Origin of the sequence: Paenibacillus sp. FSL K6-1217 (assembly GCF_045040735.1) — a bacterium.
In the GTDB taxonomy this organism is placed as follows: Bacteria; Bacillota; Bacilli; order Paenibacillales; family Paenibacillaceae; genus Paenibacillus_AQ.
On record NZ_CP150271.1, the window covers coordinates 3,420,496 to 3,446,627 of the forward strand.

The window sequence follows — 26,132 nt, forward strand, 5'->3', positions numbered from 1 at the left end:
ACGGATTATCTACTATTTCAAAAAAAACCGGCGTTTTCTCCTAAGAGAAACGCCGGTTTTTATGTAATTTGGTGCAGAGACATCTACATCTTGTCTTCTACTTCCACTACTGCATGACTGATCGAGCCCCGGTCAAAGGTCAATCGGGTTACATCATTAACCCGCAGGATCACGATGTCATCCGAAATCTCCATGATTGTTCCGTGCAGACCGCCGATGGTAACTACCTTATCGCCCTTCTTCAGAGCCTTGAGCATTCCGTTACGCGCCTTGGTCTTCTTCTGCTGCGGACGAATCAGCAGGAAGTAGAACACAACAAACATCAGCACGAAAGGACCTACAAGACCCAGTATGCTGCCCCCGCCGCCTGTACCGGCTGCCATATAAAACTGTGACATATCATTTCCCCCCTTTCAAGAATAAACATGAACACTCCGTTACGTAAGGTCTAGAAGCCTTTTAGATTATCATATAATCCGTATTGTGCAAAAAACTCATCGCGAAAATCAAGCAGCCGATCTTCCATGATGGCTTCACGCACTTTACGCATCAATTCCAGCAGGAAGTGTAAGTTATGGTAGGTTGTCAGCCGCAAGCCGAAGGTTTCGTCGGCCTTAATCAGATGACGCAGATAAGCACGGGAATAGTTCCGGCAGGTGTAGCAGGTACACTCCGGATCAAGCGGCCCGAAATCACGGGCGTATTGAGCGTTGCGCACAACGAGTCTTCCCTGACTGGTCATGGTTGTTCCATTGCGGGCAATACGGGTAGGCAGAACACAGTCGAACATGTCTATTCCGCGAATGGACCCTTCCAGCAGCGCGTCCGGTGAACCAACGCCCATCAAATAGCGCGGTTTCCCTTGCGGCAGCAGCGGAACCGTGTAATCCAGCACTTCATACATAAGCTGCTTGGACTCTCCGACGCTGAGTCCTCCAATAGCATACCCCGGGAAATCCATGGAAGTCAAATCAGCCGCGCTCTGGCGGCGGAGATCCTCATGCATGCCCCCCTGTACGATGGCGAACAGTCCCTGATCATTCGGACGGGCATGGCTCTTGAGGCAGCGTTCGGCCCAGCGGGTGGTGCGCTCCAGTGATTTCTTCACATACTCATATTCAGCCGGATAAGGCGGGCATTCATCGAAGGCCATCATAATATCGGAGCCGAGTGCATTCTGGACCTCCATCGCCACTTCCGGAGACAGGAACTTCTTGTCCCCGTTCAGATGGGAGCGGAAATGAACCCCTTCTTCGGTGATCTTGCGCATGTCGCTCAGGGAGAAGACCTGAAAGCCGCCGCTGTCGGTCAAGATCGGACGGTCCCAGTTCATGAACTTGTGCAGGCCGCCCGCTTCGCCGATGATCTCATGACCCGGACGAAGGAACAAATGGTACGTATTGCTCAGAATAATCTGTGCCTCCATCTGCTTGAGCTCTTCAGGACTCATCGTCTTGACAGTGGCCTGGGTGCCAACCGGCATGAAGGTCGGTGTGTCAATAATTCCGTGCGGGGTGTGGACTCTTCCAAGCCGTGCTCCGGATTGCTTACAGGTCTTAATGTGTTCGTAAGTGATTGCTGCCATTGGTTTAACCCTTTCTCTTGCTTAATAAATGAACATTGCATCGCCAAAGCTAAAGAACCGGTACTGCTGCCTGACCGCTTCTTCATAGGCGGCGAGAATCAGCTCCCGGCCGGCCAAAGCGCTCACCAGCATGACCAAAGTGGACTTGGGCAGATGGAAATTGGTGATCAATGCATTGACGACAGTGAATTCATACCCCGGATAGATGAAAATATCCGTCCAGCCGCTGCATGCCTCAATCGGCTCGCCCTGGCATTGTCTGCCTACGGTCTCCAGGGTCCGGCAGGAGGTTGTGCCTACAGCTATTATTCTTCCGCTTCTTGCTCTGGCTTCATTAAGCACATCCGCCGTTTCCTGGGACAGCTCGAAATATTCGGCATGCATGACATGCTCCTCCACTGTCTCTACGGACATCGGACGGAAGGTGCCCAGACCGACATGAAGTGTGATATAGGCGATATTCACACCGATGGCTGCAATCTGCTCCAGCAGCTCTGTGGTGAAATGCAGACCCGCTGTCGGCGCAGCCGCCGAGCCTTCATGCCGGGCATAGACGGTCTGATACCGCTCACGGTCATCGAGGGTTTCCTTGATATAAGGAGGGAGCGGCATAGAGCCAAGCCTGTCCAGAATCTCCTGGAAAATCCCCTCATAGATGAAGCGGAGTGTACGGCCACCCATATCCCCCTCATCTTCAATCACAGCACGAAGCTCTTCACTGAAGACGATGACTGCTCCGGTCTTCAGCTTCTTGCCGGGCTTCACCAGCGCTTCCCAGCGGTCCCCTTCCAGATTCTTAAGCAGCAGGACCTCCGCCTTGGCGCCGGTGTCTTCCTTGACCCCGAACAGTCTGGCGGGGATAACCCGCGTATCATTAAGTACAAGCGTGTCTCCCGGGCGGAACTGCCCCAGTATATCCTTGAAATGACCGTGGTCCAGTTGACCGTTCTCCTTATTGACGAGCAGCAGTCTGGATGAACTGCGGTCGGCAAGCGGAGTCTGGGCAATCAGCTCCTCCGGCAAATTGAAATCATAAAGTTCAACATTCATAATAGGATCTTCATTCCTTAATTATAGTAACGTTATTGAAATAGTGTTGCAATATTTGCTTATAATCATACCCTTTGTCGGCCATCCCCTTCACGCCCCATTGGGACATGCCGAGTCCGTGCCCGTAACCCCAGCCGATGAAATAGAATCCCGGACTGCCGGTCACGACTCTGGACGTCTGATCTGCGCCCATCACGACCGTTCCGCTGCCGCCGGACGTCACTTGGCCCGAGGCAGACAGCACTCCGGCCGAGCCGGAGCTGCCGATTGCAGCTGTAGAGCCGTCAGCGCCTAATACAGTATAACTTCCGGCAGGTACAATATCAAACAAGGTGCTGGGCAATCCGCCGAAGGAGGCACGGAACAGATCCGGGTACTTTACCTGCAGAATCTGCCCGTTCGCCTTGACCTCCACCGCTCTTCCCGACGGCCCGCGCCGGGTAACCTCCAGGCTGGTTATGGAAGAGGGCAGAGTGCCGCTGGTCTTGCCGGCCAGACTCTTCAGCAGCTCGGCCGAAGAATAAGGTCCCTTGATCCAGCTGTAATTGCCGGATTCATAGACCTGATTCAGCACTACGGCGTTCTGGCCGGGATTCAGCTTGCCTGACGGAGCCGCACTGCTGTCAGCGACAGGCAGCGGCCGGATATTCACATCCTTGGTAGTGGCTGTGGCAAGGGGAAGCCCTGCGGCTGTCTTGCTGCCTGTTAATTTGATATTATCCTCCCGGGCATAGCCGGAGACGCCGCTGTCCAGCAGCACATAATACCACTTCTTGGATGAACCCGCCCCAGCCACATCCTCTGCGCTGACCACGCTGCCATAGTTACTGCCTCCGCTGTTCCATACTTCGGACGGATCAGCCGTAACCCCGCCGCTGTTCGAGGAGAACACCGCCTCCACGACCTTGCCCCCGCTCTTCAGCACTTCACCCGCCGTTGCATCGACTGCCTTGATGATTGCGGGTGCTTCTGCACCGATTCCGTTATAGACCTGACTGAGCGTGGTATCCACCACATTGGCAACCTCGAAGCGGGTACCCTGGGACAGTGCATAGCTGCGTGCCGCTACCGCCTGGGCCTTCAGCGCCTCTTCCGGCCAGCTGGAGGATACCTCTCCCCCTACTACCGCATACAGATATTGTTCCAGCGGAACTACGTTAATGACCGACAATGAACCATTCAGATTGCCCAGCTCCATATCGCCGCGGTAGATCCGCTTGGACCGCTCGGTAAGCAGGATTCCCTTCTCATTGCCGGACACGATGAATTTCGTGTCATTACCTGATAACAGATAATGAAAGGCCTGGACTTCACTGCTGAAATCAAGCCCTGCGTCCATGCGGATAATCAAGCCCGGTGTACCCGGAGCCACTGGCGTCAGAGGAAGCTGAGGAAGCAGCGCCGCTGCCGAAGCAGAGACCGCAGCTAGCTCACTGTCACTTGATGCCTCGCCTACCCATACCTCGGTGCGGGCACTGCCGCCTTCACCGGACACGAATACCGGCCAGGCATCCAGACCGGCAGTGGTCAGGCTGCCGACTACCGCCTGGGCCTCCTCCAGCGTGGAATAGGCCCCCGCAGACAGATGCTTCGTTCCGGCCACCGCAGGGGTCTGCCCCTCAGGAATCGGCAGACCGGCTTTGAGGACTGCGCTCAGCCCGTTATTGGCTGCACTCTCACTCGCATAGCCTCCGGTATATAGCTGATATACCTTGCCGCCGCCTCTGGCGGTCATGAAGATCTGCGGCTTATTGGAGGCGGACTGGAGCTTCTTCGCCGCATCCGCAGCGCTCTGCCAGCTTGGCGTCTCCAGCACCTTCACCCGGAACCCGTCCAGACTGACACGGACTTTGTTCTGGGCCGGAACCGACAACAGAGGGCTGCCGCCGGCAGCCGGAAGCAGGCTGAGGCTCTGCTCGGACTGCAGGGTGATCAGCGGTACAGTAGATTTATATTTGCTGCCAATATCGGCATACAGTGCAACCCGGATCGACCCGCCGGAATCGGCGCGGGCGTGATCTGCCGGAAGCAGCAGGCTGCCTGCTGCAAGCAATGCAGCCAGCGCCCCCCGGCCCAGCAGCCCGATCCCTGTTGTTGTCCACTTCGCAAGTTTCATTGTAGGCCTCCTATAAAGTATTAATGATATCAAACACACAAATCCTCACACCTGATTCGTACGATGAGCAGAAATCAGTTCTGCTGCGGAGGAAGCGGAAGTCCAAGATGATGATACGCCGCAGGCGTAACAACACGCCCGCGCGGCGTGCGCTGCAGGAACCCGATCTGCAGCAGATAGGGCTCGTATACATCCTCAATGGTCTGGCTCTCTTCGCCTATCGTAGCAGCGATAGTATCCAGCCCGACAGGTCCGCCCCGGAAGGAGCTGATCATGGATTGCAGCATCTTATGGTCGATGCTGTCCAGTCCCCGGGGGTCCACCTGGAGCATCTTGAGCGATTCGGCGGCAATCTCCGGGGTGATAATTCCGTCACCGCGGACCTGGGCGTAATCGCGTACCCGCTTCAGGAGGCGGTTGGCAATCCGCGGCGTCCCCCGGGCCCGCAGGGCAATCTCTTCTGCGGCATCGCCCAGAATCTCGATGCCCAGCAGCTCGGCGTTGCGGGCCACGATGAAGCTCAGTTCATCGATGGTGTAGTACTCCAGCCGGCTGACCACACCGAAGCGGTCACGCAGCGGAGCAGACAGCAGCCCCGCGCGTGTCGTCGCTCCTATGAGTGTGAAGGGCGGCAGGTCCAGCCGCACCGACCGTGCGCTCGGACCCTTGCCGATCATAATATCCAGCGCGAAATCCTCCATCGCCGGATACATCACCTCCTCCACCGTCCGGTGAAGACGGTGAATCTCGTCAATGAACAGCACATCGCCTTCCTGAAGGTTGGTCAGCAGCGCTGCCAGATCGCCGGGCCGCTCAATTGCCGGACCGGAGGTGGTCCGCAGATTGACGCCCAGCTCATTGGCAATAATATTGGCCAGCGTCGTTTTGCCGAGTCCCGGAGGCCCGTACAGCAGCACATGGTCCAGCGCTTCACTGCGCATCTTGGCCGCTTCTATATAGATTTTCAGGTTCTCCTTCACCTGGTTCTGGCCGATATATTCACCCAGATAACGGGGGCGCAGGCTTAATTCCACCGCCTGCTCGTCCATCATCAGGTTAGCCGATATAATCCGGTCATCCATTCTTCCTCACTCCGTTCTTCAGGGACCTATTTGGCGATATACAGCAGCCCCAGCGCCTTCTTCATCAGCACATCCACCGGTCCGGCATCCGTGCCTTCCTGCTTCATCTTCAAGTACACCCGGTCCAGCTCCGCATCGGTATAACCGAGCGCCTTCAGGGCATCTCTGGCTTCTTCCCACGGCAGCGCCTCCGCCTTGCTCTGCGCTTCTGCCGCTACTGCGAACAATCCCGTCTGCAGGGCTGCCCCGCCGAAGCCGTCCAGCTTGTCCTTCAGGTCCAGAATCATCCGCTGCGCCGTCTTCTTGCCGATGCCCGGCAGCTTCGTCAGGAAGGTGATATTCTCCTGATAGATAGCCGCGATCAGCTGATCCGGCGTTCCGCCGGTCAGAATGCCCAGCGCGACACGCGGGCCGATGCCCGTTACCTCAATCAGCTTGCGGAACAGCCTCTGCTCCTCGCGTGACGGGAACCCGAACAGAAGTGTAGCATCCTCGCGGGTCTGATAGTGAATGAACACCGTCACCGGACCCTCCGTCTTGGCAAAAGCATACGGGTTCGGGCAGAATACCCGGTATCCCACGCCCTGCACATCCAGCACAACATATTCCGGCTCCAAATGGGCAACCGGCCCTCTAAGAAAATCTATCATTTTCGCAATACCTCATTTAATTTGGAATTAAGACTCACGGAATGGGCGTGGCATACCGCCACCGCCAGCGCATCCGCCACATCATCGGGCTTCGGCACAGCCGTCAGCTTCAGGAGCAGCTTAACCATCTCCTGCACCTGCTTCTTCTCTGCCTTGCCGTAACCGACTACGGCCTGCTTCACCATCATGGGGGTGTATTCCGCCACCGGAAGCCCGCGCTGCACAGCAGCCAGAATCAGCACTCCGCGTGCCTGCGCCACCGGCAGGGCCGTGGTCACATTGCGGCTGAAGAACAGCTTCTCTACCGCCACCGCATCCGGCTTATACTTATCGATCAGCTGCACCATGCCTTCATAGACATGCAGCAGACGCTCCTCCTCCGGGGTATGGGCCTCGGTCTGGATACAGCCATATTGGACCGGCGTTAATTTGTTGCCAACCTTATCTACGAAGCCGAAGCCGACAATCGCCAGCCCCGGATCAATCCCCAAGATGCGCACAATCCTTCTCTCTCCTCTATGCCCGGGCGGATACTCCGGCCCTAAAGCGAACATATGTATTCCTTCCACCCATTATAGCAAAAAAATTTCCCCGGGAGACAAAAAGTTTGTCCCGGGGAAAGGAAACGGTGCAGAACACAACAAAGACCCGCAGGCCACTTGCGCACCGCGAGTCTTCATATTACTGCTTTCTGTAATCTCTCCCTCACTCCGCATGCATCACCTGTTCCGAGGAGTCCCGTGCATAGTCGCTGAAGGTGGAGAGGACGCTGTTGTACTCCTCCAGATCCTGTACCCGGATGCCCTGATGAAGCTGCTCCCAGATTCCCTTGGGCAGAGAGGATTTGATCGAGCCCATATCCATCTGGAAAAAAGTCTTCATGACCCGCTCCGCCTCGGGCGGTCCTTGGAACAAGGTCAGGTTGCCCTGCTCGTCCACTCCGAAGTAGGCTTCTTTCTTGGTCAGCGGCGACAGGTCATTGACCCGCTGCTCCAGCCACAGGTCACCTTCCCGGCTGAGCCAGCCGCTCCAGCCCGCATGCCGGACAATCAGCTCGTTAAGCTGGGCCGGTGTCCGCTTGCCGGGCAGGGTCTGCACCTCTTCACCGGCTACATAGAGGGTCTTGAGATGCACCGTTCTGCTGATCGCTTCCTTGTCCACAGCCTTCAGCAGCTCTTGACTGTTCATTAAGGCTACATCCTCTTCAGCATCACTGTCTGTAGGTTTATATACGGCCGCAACAGCCGGAAGGCTGCTTCCGGGCTCCAGATTCTGCCCTGTGCTGCCGCTCAGGAATGACGAATGATTCAACAGGATGCTGATCTCTCCCGGAACCTGCATGCCGCGCCAGGCGAGCAGCGTCAGCACCAGGCAGGCCGCACCTACCCAGGGAGCTTTTTTCCAGCGTCTCCACCGCCGCCACAATTGTTTTTTCAGGTGAATAGCATTCACGTTAATCCCTTCATTCTGGTTTTTTCCTATTGTGACCTGTGAAGGGATCATTTATGCGTAAATGCTTGAAATTCATCCCAGCTTGAATTCAACCTGCGCTCTGCGGATTCTCAATCGCCCCCAGGAACAGCACCACTCCGGTCTGCGTATCCCGTATCATGAACAGGAACGGCCGGTTGACGTTCATTTCGAAGGGCGCGTCTACAGGCGGCGCTGATCCGGCACGCATATCAATTACAGTGGAAGCCGCCGCCTCCGTTCCCCGCTCGTTCACATCAATATGTGTTTTGTGGATGACCTGTTCCACATAAATCGGGCGGTCCAGATCCGCCATAAGGGAGAAATCGCCCTCTCTCTGGTCAAAAGCAAGCTTCACGCCCAGCGTCTTCAGCACCTTGGAGAGTTCTGTGCCGTAGCTGGCCGTGAACCTCGGCAGCAGCAGCGTACCCCGGGAATCGGCAAAATCCGCATCCGGCGCCAGCTTCCCCTGCTCCAATTGACTCACAAGCTCCCCGAGCGAGGAATGTTCCGCCGGGAGGACGACTACCATCTCCATCTGTCCCTCTCCGTAGGGAAGCTTCACCGCCTGCCAATCCTCATGGAGGGCATACGGGAACATTCCGCTCCGCTTCATCATCATCGCCTGCACCGCAGGGCCGGCCGGAGGATTGAAGTCCGCCTGCTTCGTAGCCTGTTCCTCGAACACATCCGTCCAGCTTCCTTTGAAATACAGCGCATTGACAAGGACGGCAACAGCCTGCGGTCCGGGCGGCTCGGTAAGCATCTCCTGGATCTTGTCCCCTGTATGGTCTGCCACCCATCTGTTAATCTCCTTAACAGACTTCGGCGCTGCCAGGTCCGTGGTCTTGATCTGGGCCTCATAGAAGTCCTCACCGTTCCTCAGATAGTCCCTGCGCAGCGGCAGGCCCTTCATGCCCCAGACTGAATTCGCGATCTTCAGCTCTACGCCGGGTCCTCCATTATTCAAAAGCTTCATTAATGACTGATGACCGGTATTCAGCTTCTGCCGTTCGTCCGGCGTATAGCCCAGCAGCTTCCCCAGCTCCTCTGCCGTCTCTCCGGCACTGCCGCTATAGGCCAGGGCCAGAGCGGCATCGATACTATACGGGGATATCGTCAGATTACCGCCACCCTGCTGCCATAATTGGCTGAACAGCTTCACGCCCAGCTGGTTGCTTCTCTCAGCCAGACCCGAGTCGAGCTCTGCTGTGGCAGCCTGTCTCTCTGAATAGCTCATGCCCGAACCTCCTTCACTGCAGCCGCCCAAGAGCAGCACGGCCAGTATAAGTGCGGATAATCTTTTGCCCATGCCGATCCCCTCCTTGGCTCCATCTGTAACTCTACCCACTGACGCTTAGGATGGGGAAAAGTTGCAAATTCATCGCACCGGGAATACAAAATTGCCGTTCATCCGATTGAAGGCTTATCTTTCTATGCCATCATTTGCTATACTCTATATTAACGAAAAAAGTTAAAAACTAAAACAAAGGGGATATCCTTGATGATTATTCAGCCTAAAACACGCGGCTTTATCTGTACAACAGCTCACCCGGAGGGATGTGCCGGACAAATACAGGAACAGATCGATTATGTACGGTCCCAAAAGAAGCTTACCGGCCCGGCGAACGTGCTGGTCATCGGCGCTTCTACAGGCTATGGACTGGCTTCGCGGATTGCCGCTGCCTTCGGCGCAGGCGCGAACACCATCGGCGTCTTCTTCGACAAAGCGGCCGAAGGAGCCCGCACAGCTTCCGCAGGCTGGTATAATTCTGCTGCCTTCGAGCTGGAAGCGGCCAAGCAGGGGCTGAAATCCTTCAGCATCGTCGGCGATGCCTTCTCGGATGCCATCAAGACCAAGACGATTGAGCTGATCAAGGCCGAATTCGGCACCGTTGACCTGGTCGTGTACAGCGTGGCCTCCCCGCGCCGCACCCATCCGGTAACCGGAGAGGTGTTCTCCTCGGTCATTAAGCCGGTAGGCGAAGCCTATACGAACAAGACGATGAACTTCCACACCGGAGAAGTCTCCACCGTTACCATTGAGCCGGCCACGGAAGACGAAGTCCGCCAGACCATCGCCGTGATGGGCGGAGAAGACTGGGGCATGTGGATTAACCAGCTACAGGAAGCCGGTGTGCTGGCAGACAGCGCAACTACAGTGGCTTATTCCTATATCGGACCCAAGATCACGCATCCTATCTACAGAGATGGAACCATCGGTCAGGCGAAGAACCATCTGGAGCAGACCGCCATTTCCCTGAACGATCAGCTCTCTGCCACCGGCGGACGGGCCTTCGTATCGGTGAACAAGGCGCTGGTTACCCAGTCCAGCTCGGCTATCCCGGTGGTGCCGCTGTATATCTCCGCCCTCTACAGAGTCATGAAGGAGAAGGAACTGCACGAGAACTGCATCCAGCAGATGTACCGTCTGTTCGCGGACCATCTGTATAATGGCGGTGAAGCGGCTGCCGACGGCAGCCACCTGATCCGCATTGATGACTGGGAGATGCGCGAGGATGTGCAGATCGAGGTCATGAGACGCTGGAATGAGCTGGAGACGGACAATGTACCTGAGCTGGCAGATCTGGCAGGCTATCAAGACGACTTCTTCCATCTGTTCGGCTTCCGCACCGCAGGCGTGGATTATGAAGCCGAGACAGACCCTGCCGTTGATATTCCCAATATGGTGTAAAAGCTTGCTAATTGCTTAACGCAAGTGGAACAAAATCACCATGCGCGTGTCTAAGATTACCTGCGCGCCTGCACCCAAGCATAATGTATGCTTTTTTCCACATACATTCGGACTATGCACCTGCACCCGAGCACATTGTATGCTGTTTTCCACATACATTCAGCCCATGCGCTTGCATCCGAGCACAATGTATGCTGTTTTCCACATACATTCAGCCCATGCACCTGCGCCATTCCTATATACAAAGGAAGCCGCCCCCTCCCGGGAGCGGCTTCCTTTGCGTTCTGTCCGGCCTTTGAGCAAGACCTGTGCCGGGAAATCCGCATAGCTCCGTCAGTCTATTCGTCCCGCAGCCGCTTCTGGTACAGCACCACGGACACAAGGGTTAACAAGGCTGTCCAGGCCGCAATAATCAGAAGAGGCAGCCAGATCTCCGCTGCCGTATTACCAGCAGGGCTGAGGTTAAGCAAACGTACCAGCTGGCTGCTGGGCATGTAGTCCAGCACCCCGAACAGCGGATAATCCTTTGCAAATACAGCCCCCCAAGGTGCGCCCATGAAGATAAAGGCTACAGGAATGATGGATAAGGAAGCATCCAGCAAGGTCTTGGAGAACAGACCGCAGATCGTCCCGGCTGCGGTGTAGAGAATAATCGACAGCACGATCGCAGCCAAGAATGCCCCTGTATTTACAGGCTCATAGCCAAACAATAGAGTAGAAATGGTGAGAACCACCGCAGACATGACAAAGACCAAACTGCTTTTGCCCATGAGCACATCCATCGTCGTAGCCGGTGTCAGCATGAGGGTGCGAAGCGTGTTGCGCTCCTTCTCTTCCGCAATCAGGCAGGCTTGAGCGAAGCAGGTCAGCAGAACAAACGAACTGTTGTACAGAAGTCCGGCGGCTCCAGGCAAGGGTGTACCTGCGCTTTTGAACAGCACAGCAAACAGAATCGGAAACAGCAGCATAATGGACAGCGCATAATTGCGCGAGAATTCCTTGTAATCCTTCACAAAGATCGCGCTGGCCCGCTTATAGGAGATATTCATAGCAGCTCACTTCCCGTCATTGTGATAAAAATATCGCCCAGGTTCGGTTCCTTCGTCTCTAAGCGCTCAATAAGTCCCCGCTTCATCCAGTCCGCGATCCGCTCACCCGTTCCCCCGTCCACCGGAAGCTCATAGTCTTCTCCGCTGGTCAGCTCTACACGGATTATATTCTCGCGGTGCTGCCGCTTCAGCTCCTTCGGAGAGCCGATCGTCCGGATGCGTCCCTGATAGAGAATCGCCACACGGTCACACAGCAGCTCCGCCTCTGCCATATCATGCGTAGTGATGAAGATGGTGGTACCCTTCTCATTCAGATAGCGTAAGCCTTTATAAATATGCGCTGTATTCACCGGGTCGAGTGCCGAGGTCGGCTCATCCAGGAACAACAGCTCCGGCTCATGAATAATGGCGCAGGCCAGCATCACCCGCTGACGCATCCCTCTGGACAAGGTGCTCACTTTCTTTTTGCGCTCACCGCTTAAATTAACGAACTGCAGCACCTGATCCACCGCAGAGCGGGGAAGATCATACAGCTTCCGGTAGAGCTCCAGATTCTCCTCTATGGACAACCGCTCATACAGGCCGCTGTTATCCGTCAGAATGCCAAAGCGCATCTTCTGGGCCGACTGCTGCATCGCCTCCGCCGGCTGATCGAATACTCTGGCAGCTCCGCCTGTCGGCTTTAGTTGTGCAGTCAGAATCTTGATTAGCGTAGTTTTGCCCGAACCGCTCGGACCGAGGAACCCGAAAATCTCCCCTTTGGGAATACTGAAGGACACCTCTGTCAGCGCATCTCTCGACCCGAAGGTCTTACGGACCTGCTCTACCTGAATAACCGCCATCTCGCCACATCCTTTAGTTGTTGATGGCTTAACGATATCCAGAATCCAGGGGTTCAGCCACCAAAACCGGGTGAATGGTACCTATTTCGGCCTGAATAGTACCTTTTACAGCTTGAGCAGCGCCTTAAGTTCCTGCAATTTGGAGCGGGATAACGGAACCACGGCCTCCTTACCGGTGTTCAGCCGCAGACTGTAGCTGTTCTTCGTCCAGGTAATAATCTCGCGCACCTTTTGCAGATTGACGATGTAGGAGCGGTGGCACCGGAAGAAGCCGAAATTCAGCAGCCGCGCTTCAAGCTGGGTTAAGGTCAGGGCACAGTCATAATGCTCACCGCCCACATGGACCAGAATAGAGCCTTCTACACTTTCAATAAAATCTATCTCGGGCGGATCAAATAAAATCACCTTATCCTCGCGTTTGGTAGAGACCTTCTGCAAGGTGATGTTGGCCTCATCCTGCTTCTGTGCCTCCGGCCTGTCCTCTTCGGAATCCCGGATATCCAGCTGATGAAGCCCGGACCCGCTCAGCCGATAGATGACATCGCAGGAGATCAGCGCATCCTCCAGATTTGAGGTCAGAATGAGTATTCTTTTGCGCTGCGACAGGTCATCCAGTATCCGCTTCAGCTGGCGGCGGTCCTGCTCCTCCAGGTAGAAATACGGCTCCTCAAATACGAGCGTTGACTGATGGGCGAAAAAGGCCCGCAGCAGGGTGACATATGCCCTTTTCGTTGAGCTGAGCTGCATCAATCTGACCTTACGTTCCTCCTTCAGCGCAAAATAATCGGTTAACACAGCCGCGCGCTCCTCCCGTCCCGACATTCGGATCAGAAACGTGATTAGCTCCTCTACCGTCAACCGCATATATTCATTCTGCCCGGCCCACGACAAATAATTGCCGGGTTCCCGTGACAATTGCTCCATCAATAATTGCTTGCGCCTCAAATCTGTTATAATACCAACCGAAGGGTTCGCGGACAAATCGAGCTCGAGCTTCGGCATAATTAATTCTCCGTCTTCATATATAGGTTGAACTTGCATGTCTTCCTCCCGCTCCAGGCTCTCTGGGATATATAGTGCAATTATAAAGTTAAGCCAGGTATTTGTCAGGTACGGCCAAATTCAACGCAAGGAAGGCGGCGTTCTGCCATGGGACTGCATCTGCTGGGATTCGTCCTCCCGATACTCGTATTACTGCCCAATCTTATATTTATAGTGTTCCCGCCCCGGCGTGTTCCCGGCTCCTTAGCTTCCACCCCGCTGATCTTCACGCTCCTGGAGCGGGCAGGCCAGATTGCCTGCCTCACGCTGCCGATTGTCTACGGCCGAATGATTGCCGCTCAGTCCCTGGGAGTATCCGCCATACTGATGGCACTCTGTCTGCTGATCTACTATGGCTGCTGGGTGCGCTATTACCGGAGCGGGAGAGCATTCGCTGCGTTATTCAAGCCATTGCTGGGCGTGCCGGTGCCGATGGCTGTCTTTCCGGCGCTCTATTTCCTGCTGCTTGGCGTTTGGCTCCAGTCCTGGCTGTTCATTGTTCCGGCCTGTCTGTTCGCAGTCGGCCATTTAGTCAACAGCTGGAGCGTCTACGGGCAGGTCCGTCGATAGCAGATCTGCAATATAACTATAGTTTTGTGAAACAAACCTACAGCTTGATCGGCTTATAGTATGGTTAAGCACACTATAGCGATATTATGGAAGGATAGGAACGACACCAGTCATGGACATCTTGAATAAGGTGTATGACCTGATTACAGCATCTGAGGATAACACGGAGTGGGATTTAAGTACAACTCAATAATTAAACAAAGCAAGAGACGATGAGCGTACCCGTTCGTTTCTTGCTTTTTCTCATCCAAGTTCTCCTTTTTCGCATGTATTGATGGCACCCGTGAACAAGCACCAGTCGAAATAACATAAGAAACCTAAAAAAAATGAAAGGCCCTCAGCTTCCCGCCCTCTCCTCCTCTTCAATCCTCATCAATCCCTCAAAATAACGTAAAACATGATGCGGAAAAACGGTTCCGCTTTTATTTTATAATGATGGCGTAGCGCTACACTGAATAGTAAGCGGTTTCAAAATGTGGCTCAACGTTTGAGCAGCACAACCATCAATCATCCCCGAAGGAGACTACTATGAGGAAAAAAAGGTTCTTAATGCTGCCCTTGGTCATCCTGCTGTCATTCATGCTGGCAGGCATCGCCAGTGCAGAAGTTACCTCCAATTATGTGAACCCGCTGATGGGAGGCGCAGACCCCACCATTGCCAGGGCCGCAGACGGTTACTACTATTCCGCTTTTTCCGGGGACAACAACATCACATTGAAGCGGCATGAGACCATTCTCGGCGTCTCCGTTGCCAAGAGCAAGATTGTCTGGAAGAAGCCCGATAACTTCGGATTCGTGTGGGGGCCTTATATCTATCGGCTGGAGGGCAAATGGTACCTCTACTTCTCCTCCGGCCCGGAGGAGAGCTTCGGTTATGGACATCCCAGCTCTTATGTGCTGGAGAATGCGTCTCCCGACCCTTTTGAAGGCACATGGGAGCTTAAGGGCGAATCGGCCAATGCAGACAAGGACGGGCAGGTCACTGTCAAGAAAGGGCTGCTGAACACACAGGGCTACGGTCTGGCCTGCGGCGTAGTCACGATCCAAGGGCAGACCTACTTCACCTACACCAAATACTACTATTACCCGGACCCGCAGAATCCTGCCAACACGAAATTCGATGAGAGTCCGACCATTGTCAAAATGAAGAACCCGTGGACCCTGGAAGGTCCGGAGGGAGTAGTGGCCCGGCCGCAGTATGACTGGGAGAAGCACCGGGATAATGTCAATGAGGGTGCGGCAGTTGTTGAGCGGAACGGTAAAACCTATTTTGCCTATTCGGCCAGCAGCTTCATGAATGACAACTATTCGGTTGGCGTGTCCGTCGCAGGTGACGGCTCCGATGTGATGAAGGCAGAGTCGTGGGTGAAGCATCCCGAACCGGTGATGAAACGATCGGACGAGAACAGCTCCTACGGGCCGGGCTCGCCGCTCTTCCTGAAGTCGGAGGATGACTCCGAGGACTGGATCTTGTATCACGGGATACCGACCCACGGGCAAGGCGGCGGTAACCGCGGAATCCGGGCCCAGCGCATCCATTGGGACGATCAGGATTTCATCAATCTGGGCATCCCCTCCAATCCCGGCACGGTGCTGAACCGGCCCTCCGGCGAAGAGCGCAGCGAAATCTACGAAGCTGAAGATGCCGCTCTGTCCGGCGTATCCAGAATCACTGGCAAAACTGCTTATGCTTCAGGCGGCCTGTATGAGAAATTCAGCAACAATAGCGCCGGTGATTATGCAGAGTTCACGGTGAACACTGACGCCAGCGGAAGTTACTCATTGGATTTCAGATATAACAACGGCTCGGTGAATCCCGTGAATATGAAGCTGGCCGTCAACCAGGGGGCAGCGCGGGAGGTTTCTTTTGCCTCCAATGCCGGCTTCGACGCGAACTTCGATCTTACCTCGGTACAGAATATTCAGCTCAATGCAGGAACCAACAAGATCCGCCTGTCCGGCAAGAGCAGCCTGGCCCTGGATGCCATGATTCTTAAGCGAAGCACCCTGTATGAAGCCGAGAACGCCGTGCTGTCCGGCAATGCCAAGGTGGACCGGGACCATCCGGGATATAGCGGAACGGGCTTCGCGGGCGGACTGTGGGTCTCAGGCTCTGCAGTCAGCTTCAAGGTGAATGCCGCTGCGGCGGGCAGCTACTCTATTAATCTGGCCTACAGTCTGGGCTTCAATGATGACCGGACCTTAAGCATGTATGTGAACGGGCAAAAGATCAAAAAGGTGGATTTCTTCAGCCTGGGAAGCTGGGACCGCTGGGCTGACCGGTATGACAATGTTTTCCTCAGAGAAGGGGAAAATACAATCATGTACCGCTATGACGCCGGGGACACCGGCAATATCAATCTGGACTACATCACCGTTACCGAGGCGGCCACCTGGCATTATGGGGCGGAAGATGCCCTCCTCACAGGCTCGGATGATGCTGCGGTTATCTACGCCAGGAACGGCAATATGGGCACCGGTTATGTATCCGGGCTGGCCCGGGCGAACTCCTCTGTAGCGTTTGCTGTTACTGTGGAGAATGCGGCTTCTTACGATGTGAAGCTGAGATACGCCAGAGAAGCGGCCGGCAAAACGCTGGGCCTGTATCTGAACGGCAGCAAGATCAAGAACATTACCCTCCCTGCTACCGGCGGAGCTGTTGTCTGGAGAGAGCAGCTTGAGACGCTAAGCCTGAAGGCGGGCAAGAACATCATCACTTACAAGAATGAGACGGACAACTCAGGAAGCATCAGTATCGACAGCATTCATCTGACCAAGCGGACCCCTTGGAGATATCAGGCCGAGGATTCAGCCCGGACCGGCAGTCTGCAGGTGGCCAGAGACCATCTCTGGTATGAAGGCAACGGATTCGTAGGCGGATTCGAGCAGACAGGCGATGCACTGACCTTCGAGGTGAATGTGCCCAATACGGCGGCCTATACTTCAACCCTGCGGTATTCCGGCGCACAGAGCGCCAATATCACCATGACGATGGTTGTGAACGGCCAGAGAATCAAGCAGGTCTCCCTGCCGCCTACTGCCAATTGGGAGATGTGGGCGAACAGCACAGAATCGGTGAACCTCAACGCTGGTAAGAACACCATCCAATTCATCCGTGAGCAAGGCGATACCGGCAGATTCAATGTTGACAGCCTCACCATAGACAAGACCAGCGGCGGATTCATGAGCTCGATTGCCAAGGCCATCATCCCCGAGAAGATGGTCAAAATCCAGCCGAAGCACAGTGGAAAAGCGCTCGATGTGGACAAAGTGTCAAGTGATCCGCTGGCGGTCATTAACCAGTGGGCCAACGGAGACGGCAATAACCAGCTCTGGAGATTCCTTGACCTTGGCACCGGCTATTATCAGATTCAATCCGTCCAGAGCGGCCATGTACTCGACCTGCTTCCCGGTTCAGCCATCCAGCAGCTCTGCCAGAATACAAGAGCCACCGATACTATACCGGATACCCAGCAGTGGAAGCTGACTAAGGACGGGGAGTTCTACAAGATTATCAACAAAAGCAACAATAAAGTGATTACGGTTGAAGGCGCATCCGTCAACAACGGGGCTGCTGTAAGGGTCGCGGATGACCAGGGCAAGGATCATCAGCGGATGAGAATCGAAATCCGTAACCTCAGCAACAGCGAGATCAGCGCACTGGCCGAGTCAGGGGGCCGCTATGATGTCACGTTCAATGCCAACGGCGGCAGTCCGGCCCAGACGGTTGTTCAGGCCGTATACGGGCAGCCGCTGACAGCTCCCGAGGTAACGAAAGAGGGCTATGAGCTGGAGGGCTGGTTCGATGATACCGCCAAGTGGGATTTCGCCTCCCGGACAGTACCCGGAGCCCTGACGCTGACAGCGAAGTGGACGCTTAAAGCCCCGGAAATAAAGATTATCAATGAAGGCCCGCTTCGCGCCGGAGCAACAGGCATCCTCCGGGCTGCCGGAACAGGGACAGGAACGCTCTCCTACTCCTGGTATCTCGATCAGGGAGAAGGCTACGGGGAACCGGTCGGCTCGGGCGAGGTGCTAACCATTCCTGAACTGTCGGAAGCCATGAGCGGCTACCGCTACAAGGTGGTCGTGACCGGAGAAGGCGGCCTGACCGGGGAGCAGGAGTATCTCCTGAAGGTGCTTCCGGCCGATGGGGAATGGACGCCTCCGGCGTTCGCAACCGATCTGCCGTCTCTGCTGGAGACCGTAGCGGGCGAGCCGCAGATGCTGCTGGTTGAGCCTGCTGGCGATATTCAGTCTATCGAATGGGAGGTGAAGCAGCCCGGTGCTGAGGAATGGCAGCCGGCAAGTGTAACCGGCGCGGTCTACCGCTTCACCCCGGGCCTTGAAGACAACGGAACCCGGTACCGTGCGGGACTGATCGGCCAAGCGGACGGGAAGCCTGTCCGTATTACCGGAACAGAGCTTACGCTCAAGGTGTATCCGGCGCATGAGCTTCCGGCCATCCAATCATTCACAGCAAGCGTCAATCCGGTCGTGGAAGCCGGACCGGTATCCCTCAGTGTAGTAGCTGCCGCCACCTACGGTGAGCTGAGCTACCGCTGGCTGAAGAATGATCTTACTCTGGACGGCGTCACCGGCAGCAACCTTATGATCGATAAGGCCGCGCTATCGGATACAGGCGTCTATAAGGTAGAGGTGAGCAATACCCGCACCATTGGCAGCCATACGTATGTGGACACTGTCCAGACCGGTCCCATCGAACTGAAGGTCAACACTCCGCCGGTAACGCCGACGAGCCCGCCTTCATCAACGGATCAGCCGCAGGCGACGCCTGTGCCTTCCGCTAAGCCGCAGCCTGCAGCAACTCCGCTGCCCGGGACTGCAATCATTACGGCCGCCCAGTTGACCGGTTCTCCGTTGGACGGAATCGTTACGGTGCAGGTGGGGCAAGCGGCGGCGGTTGAGCTTCCGGTGAATGCCGGGGAGCTGCTGGGCACCCGTTCCCTGCGGCTGCAGGGAGACGGCATAGAGCTTGTGCTTGCGCCCGGGCTGCTGAAGCAGTTGGCTGAAGCGGCACCAGCGGTCCAGGGCAGCGTTGCCAAGATTCTGCTGAAGGCGGAACAGAAGGCGCTTGATGCCAGCAGGCTGAAGACAGAGGCTGGCGTATCCCTGAAGGGCAGACTGCTGGAGTACGATCTGAGCCTGTCAGGAGCGGATGGCACCCTTCACCATCTGGAGAATGCTGCCATGCCGGTCAGCCTGACTCTGGCAGCAGACGGGCTTAACCCCAAGCTGACTGGTCTGTACAGCGTAGGAAGTGACGGTACGCTCACCTATATAGGCGGAGCGGTTGAAGCCGGAAGGCTGACCGCGGCGCTTAACGGCAGCGGGACCTATGCGCTGCTGGAGTATTCCAAGCAGTTCAGCGATGTTCCTGCTGCACACTGGGCTTCGGATGCTGTACGTGAGCTGTCGGCCAAGCATCTGATTCAGGGCATCTCGGAGCTGGCCTTCCAGCCCGGCCGGAATATCACCAGGGCTGAATTCGTCCAGCTGATGGCAAATACATTGCAGATCAGCGGCGGCGGCAGCCATTCCTTCGCAGACGTTCCGCAAGGCGCATGGTATCAGAGCGCGCTGTCCGGGATGGTGCAGGCGGGCCTGATTACAGGACGGACGGCAGATTCCTTTCAGCCGGATGCGGAGATCACCCGCGAAGAGATGACAGTGATTCTGCTGCGGGCTTATAAGTCACGGTCAGGTGCCCTTCCGGCAACTCCGCTAAGTCCTTCCTTCAAGGATACTGCACGCATTTCCGGCTGGGCTGCGAATCAAGTGGCTGACGCCGTTGCACTCGGCTTTGTGCAAGGGCGGGCTGACGGAACCTTCGCTCCGCAGGCCCCTGCCACCCGTGCAGAAGCTGCGCAGATAGTGTTGAATTTGCTGAATGTACTGAATATGCTGAAGTAAGCCGGTCCACCCAAAAACACCTTCAAGGCATTCCGTCCTAAGACAGGAATGAAACCTTGAAGGTGTTTTTATCTCAGCATCTATGACTTGGCCGCGCTGCGGATCAAACCGGCAAGAGCTGCGATTTCCTGCGGATCATACGTGGCTCCGAGCAGAATCCAGCCGGTCATTTGGCTGTGGGGTCCGAGGTAGACGGTCTCGCCGTCTATGGTTTTCTGCTTCATGGAGTTGGGCCGGGTTTTGCACGGCTCCAGCGCATACATCCAGTCCTCTGCCGCCCGTTTGGCAATCAGGGAACGGGGATAGTGGCGCAGGGAGCGGATGACGTAAACTCCTGCACTCTGCCCTTTGTTCACCAGCATCTCGGCCGTCAGCTCTCGGTCTCCGGCAGATGCGGGGCAATAGTCCCGGATCTGCGGCAATGCGGCCAGCCCCTCTACCGGCTGAGGCACGTATTGATAACAACGGATCGGGTCCAGCGGGGTCCGTGAGTCGTATACGGCCAGCGCATCCGCCTCAGGGGGAGCAGAATCGCGGAGCAGCATTTTCTCAGGATCGACCGGCAGCACGTAGCTTCCGCCTTCCGCCATCAACGGCCCGGCCAATTGGATATGGTACCCGTCATCCAGCGGCTGGGCCGTTCCGGTTAGATTCCTCACTGTATCCTCCCGCAATAATGCAGCCGATTGGTAACGGGTGGCCATCCGGATCGTCTTCTCATACACAGGCGAAGCCCCGTACCCTCTAACGGGTACGGAGCTCTCCAGAACAATCTGCTGCTCATCCCAGATGAGCTGTACTGAATCCGGCAGCGCCGGGGAATACGACCCGGTCCCGTGGACGGTCCGGATCTCATCGGGCGTACCGAAGATTTCAGGCCCGATAGCAGCTACAGCAGCATAGAAGCCGGCATCCCAGCCCGAACGCTCATTGTCGGACAGATCCACATGATCGGGGTGCAGCAGATACCGCTCCTCGCGCTCCCAGCTGATCTTCCCGCCATCCAGCCAGATTTCCCCGATATCCATTCCCCGCTCTGGAATGGCCGTATAGCGCAGCCTGCCATTGGATACCGTTATCACATGCAGCTTCGAGCCATAGCGGTCAGTGACGATCGTCAGGCTGATTGATCCCCCTTTCGGCAGCTCGTGCGGAATGCCCGGTTCAAGCCGGGCCAGCTTCATACTTCCGGCCCGCCCACTGCCCGTCCAGCCGCTCTCCCCCGTCCGACTTAGACTCCCCTCTCCGCTCTCCATCGTCCGCTCTATATCCGCTCCCATGCTCTTCTCTCTCCGCTCGTCCTTCATTCAGCTTCACCCCGCATGGTGCCGGGCCCGCCGATCCGGGCCAGCAGCTCAGCAGGCGCAAGCTCCCTGAAGCTGGCTAGAGTGAACCGGGCGCGGCCAAGCCGCTGCGCATCGCCGATGCCGACAACGCCCATGCCTGCGCGGAGCGCCCCTTCTACCCCGGCCTCCGCATCCTCGAAGACGATGCACTGCGCTGGCGCTGCACCGAGCAGCCGGGCCGCCTGGAGGAAGACCTCCGGGTCCGGCTTGGCCCGGGTGATGCTGTTCCCGTCCACAACCGCATCAAACAACGGCCGGACTCCTGTCTTCTCCAGAATCAGCGGTGCGTTTTGGCTGGCCGAAGCAATGGCTGTCCGGATATCCCGCGAGCGCAGATATTCAAGCAGGGCGGTCACACCAGGCAATACATCAGCAGGGGTGAGTGTGGCCAGATACTCCTTATACCACTCATTTTTCCGGGAAGCCAGTGACTGTCTCTGCTCGTCCGTGACGTCTGTAATCCCTCCAGACTGAAGCAGCAGATTAAGGGATTCCAGGCGGCTTACCCCCTTAAGCTGTTCATTCTCACGCTCGCTGAACGCGAAGCCCAGCTCCCCGGCCAGGCGCTTCCAGGCCAGATAATGATACCTCGCGGTATCGACAATGACGCCATCCAGATCGAAGATGGACGCCTCAATTCGTTGTGTCAGCAGCATCGTTTCCTCCATTCAGCTTGTGTACCTTATAAGCATTCGGATGAACTGTAACCCTGTAACGTTCCCCCCGCCAGGCCAGCCGGAAGCTCAGCTCCTCCCAGCCTTCCGGCAGCCGGGGCTGCAACTGAAGGGTATCGCTCCACATTGCGCCCGTCACACCGGCGAACCCGTAGACGATGAGCTGCCACAGACCTCCGCAGTTGGCAATGTGAATGCCTTCCGCAGCCCCCTTCTTCTCCCGGGAGAGATCCGTGTCCATGACCCGCTGCAAGAAGCCTGCCACCGCTTCCTTCTCATCCAGCCATGAAGCCACGATCCCGTGGACCGCCGCTGACAAAGAAGAATCATGAGTGGTCATCGGCTCATAATAGTCATAGGCGGCCTGCATCTGCGGCCCTGAGAATTCCTTAGGGAACAACAACATTAATTCCAGTACATCGGCCTGCTTGAGCGCCTTGGAGCGGTAATTGCGCTCCTGGGAGATGAAGTGGCCGAAGGGCTTCGACCTGTCCGTCCAGACCCGGGCAAAGTCCACCTCCGCATAGGAGCTGAAATCGTCGGATTGCGGAACCAGCTCCGTCTCGCTGTCATAGGGCAGCCGCAGCTTCTCCGCCGTACGCCGGAAGACTTCCCGTTCACCGGGACGAATGTCCAGGCGCGCTGCCGCTGCCCCATAGCCTTCCGGCTTAGTGTCCAGCAGACGGTCAAGCCAACGAACGGTCTGCTCCAGGCTGAATTTCACCATACGGTTGGTGAAGGCATTATTACGGGTGAAAGGCAGATACTCATCCGGCCCCATCACACCGAACAGCTCACAGCCGCCTTCTCCGTTCCAGTCCACCCGGTCACACCAGTAGCGGGCGGTCTCTACCAGAATATCAATTCCGTAGTGCTCCAGAAATTCTTCATCTCCTGTAGCTCTTACATAGTGACATATCGCATATACTATATCCGCTGTTATATGAATTTCATGATCAGCGTATTGCCAGTTGGCGCATTGCTCCTCCCCGCTGAGCGAGGATTCCCAGGCATACCTTGCTCCCCGGTATCCGTAATGCTGGGCATTCCGTCTGGCTCCGTCAAGCGTATGGTAACGGAACATCAGCAGATTGCGGGCTGCCGCCGGATTGGTATGCAGATAGAAGGGCAGCAGATTAATCTCTGTATCCCAGAAATACCGGCCGAAATAGGCTTCCCCGGCATACCCCTTGGCACAGATGGCTACCCGGTCATCCCGTTCGGCATTGGAGCGCAGCAGATGATAGAGTGAAGCACGGACGTTAAGCTGCACCTGATCGTCCCCTTTGATGATCATATCCGCTTCCTGCCATTTGGTCTTCCAGCTCTCCGCATGGCGTTGATACAACTCTTCCCAGCCCAGCTCACGTGCACGGCTAAGCTGCTCAAGCGCCCTAGCGGGCACGCTTCCTTCCTCCCTGTCACGGTCCGTGGTCACCGCTGTCAGCTTGCTGACCGCAAGCCGCTCCCCGGCCTGGAGCCTGCATTCCCCCCGCAGCGCTGCCGTCTCCTGTGTATGCTCTCCCTGCCAGCTCACCGTTTCCAGGCCTTCCAGCGCAGACACCATACAGATCTGATTCCCCTGTTCAGTCAGGATCTCAAGAGACAAACAGCCTTCTGAATCCGCTGAAGGCACAAGGCGGCTGAAATGGTTCATGCCGTTAGTCCGTACATCGGCGCGCAGGCTGGCCGTTATCTCCAGGCTGCCTTCACCCGCCAGCACCTCAAGCTGAACCCGCTGAAGGCATAGATGGGTGTCCGCCATACTGAGGTAGCGGCTATAGCTGAATTGCAGCTTCATGCCCTCTGGCGTATCCCAGATGAAGGATCGGTGCAGACTGCCATCGCGCAGATCCAGCCAGCGGCTGTAGCCGCGGATCCGGCAGCGGTCCATATCCAGAGACTCGCCCCCTGACCGGAATTCAAGACCCAGAACATAAGGGAGATTGACAATCTCCTCCTTCAGCAGCGGATGCTGCGCAACAATGCCCGGGATGAAGGTGCCCTGCTTGGATTTGGGGTGCCGCGGCTTCTCCAACGTAACGTTATCCGGGAAACGCAGATATTCCTCATCCTGGGGCGCATCGCTGCACCCTTCCTCGAAGCTTCCGCGCATATGCATGTAGCCGTTACCTTGGGTAAACAGCCCTTCATAATACTTATGCAGTGCCGCCTGATACCCGCTTTCCTTCAGACACCACAGATGATCCTCATTCATTGGTAACTCCCCCATTTCTCCGGCAGCTTAAGCTTAACTAGTCCCATACCCATCCCATCATCCCTTAACCGCTCCTGCAGCAAGGCCGGACACCACCTGCTCCTGCAGCAGAATATAGACCACAATACTCGGGATAATCACCACCATCGTAGCCGCAAACATGACACCATAATCACTGGCAAACTGGCTTTTGAAATAATAGAGGGCCAGCGGAAGGGTCCGGCTCTGATTCCCCGTGGTCAGAATGATCGCGAACTGAAATTCATTCCAGCAGAGCAGGAACTGCATCACCCCGGCCGTGCCGAAGCCCGGCTTCGAGATGGGCAGAATAATCCGGAAGAAGGTCTGGATGAAGCTGGCGCCGTCCAGATAAGCCGATTCCTCCATTTCCTTCGGGATCGTCAGGAAATAGCTCGATAGAATGTAGAGCGAGACCGGCAAGCCGAAGCCGGTATACACGATAATCAGTCCAATCAGCTTGTCGTACAGCCCGAGCGTATTCACCGTCAAGTACAGCGGCTGCAGCATCGCCGCTCCCGGAATCAGGAGCGACAGCGAGAAGGCTCCCATCAATAGCTTCTTGCCGCGGAATTTGAAGCGTGCCAGGACATAGGCTGCCATACCGAGCAGCAGCAGGTTGAGCAGGGTTCCGAAGATCCCCACGATTACACTATTGATGTAGAACCGGGAGATCGGCGCTATTTGGAAGGCTTTCGTGTAATTGGAGAAGCGGAAGCTGTTAGGCCAGCCGAGCGAATTGCTCAGAATCTCGGCATTCGTCTTAAACGAAGCGAGCAGCACCCACAGGAACGGACCCAGCGATAACAGGACAATCAGGATTACAAATCCATACTTAAGAACACCCAAACCTTTTTTCAACATTCTCACCCCATCCGCTCCATTCAGTTTTGGGAGCTGCCTATTCTGAACAGATTTCGGCACAGCAGGACAAAGATCAAGCCAAAGCCGATTAGGAAGACGCCCACGGAATTGGAATAACCGAAGTTATTGTCCATGAGTGCGGTCTTGTAGATATAAATAGGCAGGTTCATCGTCTCATTGCCGGGTCCGCCGCCTGTGGTCATTAAGATAATATCCATCTTCTGCAGCATGCTGGTTCCGGACAGAATCACGCAGGTGCCGATAATATTGCGCAGCATCGGAATCACAATGTACAGATTGATCTTCAGGGTGCTGGCCCCGTCGATCCGCGCCGATTCATACAGACTTTCCGGAATGGCTGCGATCTCGGCCAGAATCAGGATCGTAACCACCGCCGCATAAGGCAGCCAGGTCATCGTGACAGAGAAGAAAGCCGTAGCATAATCCATGAACCAGTTCTGGGAGTAATCCGCGTTCCCAAATAAGCGGGCAATACTGTTCACCGCACCAAAGTCAGGATTGAGCATACACAGGAACAGCATCCCTACGGCTGCACCCGAGATAATATTCGGAAACATGTAGACCGTGCGCGCGAACTTCCAGTAGAATTCCTTCATGCTGAGAATGATCGCGAACAGGGTGCCGATGGCCACGTGAACCGTAGACTGCAGCAGAACCCAGACACCTGTATTAAGTGCACTTTGGCGAAAATCGGCATCATCCGTAAACAGCTGGATATAGTTAGCGAGGCCGTTAAATACCGGGCTGCGCCCGGCTGACCATTCCGTAAAGGAGGTGCCGAACAGAATCACAAGTGAGACAGCATAGACAAGAATAAACAATATTACAGTCGGTAACAGGAAAAGCGTAATGTACCCTCTATTTTTCCTAACCATCCATATGGTCCTCCCCAATCCTCGTATTGCTT

The 26,132-nt window shown here is 55.9% G+C and carries 20 protein-coding genes; 3 read left to right on the forward strand and 17 right to left on the reverse strand.

Going from position 1 to position 26,132, the window contains the following annotated elements; genetic code table 11:
* Window positions 1–83 precede the first annotated feature (83 nt).
* From yajC to MHH28_RS15100, 9 genes are all read right to left on the reverse strand, one after another.
* Window positions 84–398 carry a preprotein translocase subunit YajC gene (yajC, locus tag MHH28_RS15060; protein ID WP_036732365.1) on the reverse strand — a complete coding sequence of 105 codons (315 nt, stop codon included), beginning with the start codon at window positions 396–398 and terminating at the stop codon, window positions 84–86.
* A 50-nt stretch (window positions 399–448) separates the two neighbouring features.
* Complete coding sequence (gene tgt, locus MHH28_RS15065) at window positions 449–1,585, reverse strand: tRNA guanosine(34) transglycosylase Tgt (protein ID WP_340752148.1); 1,137 nt, start codon at window positions 1,583–1,585, stop codon at window positions 449–451.
* Window positions 1,586–1,606: 21 nt separating this feature from the next.
* Window positions 1,607–2,635, reverse strand: coding sequence for a tRNA preQ1(34) S-adenosylmethionine ribosyltransferase-isomerase QueA (queA, locus tag MHH28_RS15070; RefSeq protein ID WP_405116235.1), 1,029 nt, complete (start codon window positions 2,633–2,635; stop codon window positions 1,607–1,609).
* A 10-nt stretch (window positions 2,636–2,645) separates the two neighbouring features.
* Complete coding sequence (locus tag MHH28_RS15075) at window positions 2,646–4,751, reverse strand: SpoIID/LytB domain-containing protein (protein ID WP_405116238.1); 2,106 nt, start codon at window positions 4,749–4,751, stop codon at window positions 2,646–2,648.
* 74 nt (window positions 4,752–4,825) lie between these two features.
* A complete protein-coding gene (gene ruvB, locus MHH28_RS15080) occupies window positions 4,826–5,833 on the reverse strand; it encodes a Holliday junction branch migration DNA helicase RuvB (protein ID WP_405116241.1) in 1,008 nt (335 codons plus the stop codon).
* Between the two features lie 26 nt (window positions 5,834–5,859).
* Complete coding sequence (gene ruvA / locus MHH28_RS15085) at window positions 5,860–6,483, reverse strand: Holliday junction branch migration protein RuvA (protein WP_405116244.1); 624 nt, start codon at window positions 6,481–6,483, stop codon at window positions 5,860–5,862.
* Entirely contained in the window at window positions 6,480–6,983 is a 504-nt protein-coding gene (gene ruvC, locus MHH28_RS15090; RefSeq protein WP_036690559.1) for a crossover junction endodeoxyribonuclease RuvC, read from the reverse strand. The genes ruvA and ruvC overlap by 4 nt, the downstream gene beginning before the upstream one ends.
* Before the next feature lie 205 nt (window positions 6,984–7,188).
* The gene (locus MHH28_RS15095) at window positions 7,189–7,935 is read right to left on the reverse strand and encodes a BofC C-terminal domain-containing protein (RefSeq protein WP_405116246.1); all 747 of its coding nucleotides are present in this window, start codon (window positions 7,933–7,935) and stop codon (window positions 7,189–7,191) included.
* Between the two features lie 88 nt (window positions 7,936–8,023).
* Entirely contained in the window at window positions 8,024–9,265 is a 1,242-nt protein-coding gene (locus MHH28_RS15100; RefSeq protein ID WP_405116248.1) for a serpin family protein, read from the reverse strand.
* A 192-nt stretch (window positions 9,266–9,457) separates the two neighbouring features.
* Between MHH28_RS15100 and fabV the strand changes: the two genes are divergently transcribed.
* Window positions 9,458–10,648, forward strand: a complete 1,191-nt coding sequence (gene fabV, locus MHH28_RS15105; RefSeq protein ID WP_405116250.1) for an enoyl-ACP reductase FabV — start codon at window positions 9,458–9,460, stop codon at window positions 10,646–10,648.
* Window positions 10,649–10,986: 338 nt separating this feature from the next.
* Here the strand turns inward: fabV and MHH28_RS15110 are convergent, their stop codons facing one another.
* The 3 genes from MHH28_RS15110 to MHH28_RS15120 all read right to left on the reverse strand — a co-directional run bounded on the left by MHH28_RS15110 (window position 10,987) and on the right by MHH28_RS15120 (window position 13,541).
* Window positions 10,987–11,697: an ABC transporter permease gene (locus MHH28_RS15110; RefSeq protein WP_405116252.1), complete on the reverse strand. Its 711-nt coding sequence runs from the start codon at window positions 11,695–11,697 to the stop codon at window positions 10,987–10,989.
* Complete coding sequence (locus MHH28_RS15115; RefSeq protein ID WP_405116254.1) at window positions 11,694–12,539, reverse strand: ATP-binding cassette domain-containing protein; 846 nt, start codon at window positions 12,537–12,539, stop codon at window positions 11,694–11,696. The genes MHH28_RS15110 and MHH28_RS15115 overlap by 4 nt, the downstream gene beginning before the upstream one ends.
* A 105-nt stretch (window positions 12,540–12,644) precedes the next feature.
* The gene (locus tag MHH28_RS15120) at window positions 12,645–13,541 is read right to left on the reverse strand and encodes a LytTR family transcriptional regulator DNA-binding domain-containing protein (RefSeq protein ID WP_405116257.1); all 897 of its coding nucleotides are present in this window, start codon (window positions 13,539–13,541) and stop codon (window positions 12,645–12,647) included.
* A 147-nt stretch (window positions 13,542–13,688) separates the two neighbouring features.
* On the opposite strand from MHH28_RS15120, the gene MHH28_RS15125 reads away from it, so the two are divergent.
* Both MHH28_RS15125 and MHH28_RS15130 read left to right on the forward strand, forming a co-directional pair.
* The gene (locus tag MHH28_RS15125; protein ID WP_405116258.1) at window positions 13,689–14,150 is read left to right on the forward strand and encodes a hypothetical protein; all 462 of its coding nucleotides are present in this window, start codon (window positions 13,689–13,691) and stop codon (window positions 14,148–14,150) included.
* Window positions 14,151–14,678: 528 nt separating this feature from the next.
* Window positions 14,679–20,084, forward strand: a complete 5,406-nt coding sequence (locus MHH28_RS15130) for a CBM35 domain-containing protein (protein ID WP_405116260.1) — start codon at window positions 14,679–14,681, stop codon at window positions 20,082–20,084.
* An 80-nt stretch (window positions 20,085–20,164) separates the two neighbouring features.
* Here MHH28_RS15130 and MHH28_RS15135 read toward each other — a convergent pair whose 3' ends face one another.
* From MHH28_RS15135 to MHH28_RS15155, 5 genes are read right to left on the reverse strand one after another with little or no spacing between them, the layout of a single operon-like run.
* The gene (locus tag MHH28_RS15135; RefSeq protein ID WP_405116262.1) at window positions 20,165–21,391 is read right to left on the reverse strand and encodes a DUF4432 family protein; all 1,227 of its coding nucleotides are present in this window, start codon (window positions 21,389–21,391) and stop codon (window positions 20,165–20,167) included.
* Window positions 21,388–22,086, reverse strand: coding sequence for a beta-phosphoglucomutase (gene pgmB / locus MHH28_RS15140; RefSeq protein WP_405116264.1), 699 nt, complete (start codon window positions 22,084–22,086; stop codon window positions 21,388–21,390). The genes MHH28_RS15135 and pgmB overlap by 4 nt, the downstream gene beginning before the upstream one ends.
* On the reverse strand, window positions 22,064–24,322 hold the full coding sequence (locus tag MHH28_RS15145; RefSeq protein WP_405116267.1) for a glycoside hydrolase family 65 protein: 2,259 nt from the start codon (window positions 24,320–24,322) through the stop codon (window positions 22,064–22,066). Before MHH28_RS15145 ends, pgmB begins: the two co-directional genes overlap by 23 nt.
* Window positions 24,323–24,379: 57 nt before the next feature.
* Window positions 24,380–25,189, reverse strand: a complete 810-nt coding sequence (locus MHH28_RS15150; protein ID WP_405116268.1) for a carbohydrate ABC transporter permease — start codon at window positions 25,187–25,189, stop codon at window positions 24,380–24,382.
* 35 nt (window positions 25,190–25,224) lie between these two features.
* Entirely contained in the window at window positions 25,225–26,100 is an 876-nt protein-coding gene (locus MHH28_RS15155) for a carbohydrate ABC transporter permease (RefSeq protein WP_405116269.1), read from the reverse strand.
* Window positions 26,101–26,132: the final 32 nt, after the last annotated feature.

Excerpts from the sequence above, each read along its gene's own strand:
- yajC (WP_036732365.1), bottom strand. The coding sequence starts at position 398 with ATGTCACAGTTTTATATGGCAGCCGGTACAGGCGGCGGGGGCAGCATA.
- tgt (WP_340752148.1), bottom strand. The coding sequence starts at position 1,585 with ATGGCAGCAATCACTTACGAACACATTAAGACCTGTAAGCAATCCGGA.
- queA (WP_405116235.1), bottom strand. The coding sequence starts at position 2,635 with ATGAATGTTGAACTTTATGATTTCAATTTGCCGGAGGAGCTGATTGCC.
- MHH28_RS15075 (WP_405116238.1), bottom strand. The coding sequence starts at position 4,751 with ATGAAACTTGCGAAGTGGACAACAACAGGGATCGGGCTGCTGGGCCGG.
- ruvB (WP_405116241.1), bottom strand. The coding sequence starts at position 5,833 with ATGGATGACCGGATTATATCGGCTAACCTGATGATGGACGAGCAGGCG.
- ruvA (WP_405116244.1), bottom strand. The coding sequence starts at position 6,483 with ATGATAGATTTTCTTAGAGGGCCGGTTGCCCATTTGGAGCCGGAATAT.
- MHH28_RS15100 (WP_405116248.1), bottom strand. The coding sequence starts at position 9,265 with ATGGGCAAAAGATTATCCGCACTTATACTGGCCGTGCTGCTCTTGGGC.
- fabV (WP_405116250.1), top strand. The coding sequence starts at position 9,458 with ATGATTATTCAGCCTAAAACACGCGGCTTTATCTGTACAACAGCTCAC.
- MHH28_RS15110 (WP_405116252.1), bottom strand. The coding sequence starts at position 11,697 with ATGAATATCTCCTATAAGCGGGCCAGCGCGATCTTTGTGAAGGATTAC.
- MHH28_RS15115 (WP_405116254.1), bottom strand. The coding sequence starts at position 12,539 with ATGGCGGTTATTCAGGTAGAGCAGGTCCGTAAGACCTTCGGGTCGAGA.
- MHH28_RS15120 (WP_405116257.1), bottom strand. The coding sequence starts at position 13,541 with ATGCCGAAGCTCGAGCTCGATTTGTCCGCGAACCCTTCGGTTGGTATT.
- MHH28_RS15125 (WP_405116258.1), top strand. The coding sequence starts at position 13,689 with ATGGGACTGCATCTGCTGGGATTCGTCCTCCCGATACTCGTATTACTG.
- MHH28_RS15130 (WP_405116260.1), top strand. The coding sequence starts at position 14,679 with ATGAGGAAAAAAAGGTTCTTAATGCTGCCCTTGGTCATCCTGCTGTCA.
- MHH28_RS15135 (WP_405116262.1), bottom strand. The coding sequence starts at position 21,391 with ATGAAGGACGAGCGGAGAGAGAAGAGCATGGGAGCGGATATAGAGCGG.
- pgmB (WP_405116264.1), bottom strand. The coding sequence starts at position 22,086 with ATGCTGCTGACACAACGAATTGAGGCGTCCATCTTCGATCTGGATGGC.
- MHH28_RS15145 (WP_405116267.1), bottom strand. The coding sequence starts at position 24,322 with ATGAATGAGGATCATCTGTGGTGTCTGAAGGAAAGCGGGTATCAGGCG.
- MHH28_RS15155 (WP_405116269.1), bottom strand. The coding sequence starts at position 26,100 with ATGGTTAGGAAAAATAGAGGGTACATTACGCTTTTCCTGTTACCGACT.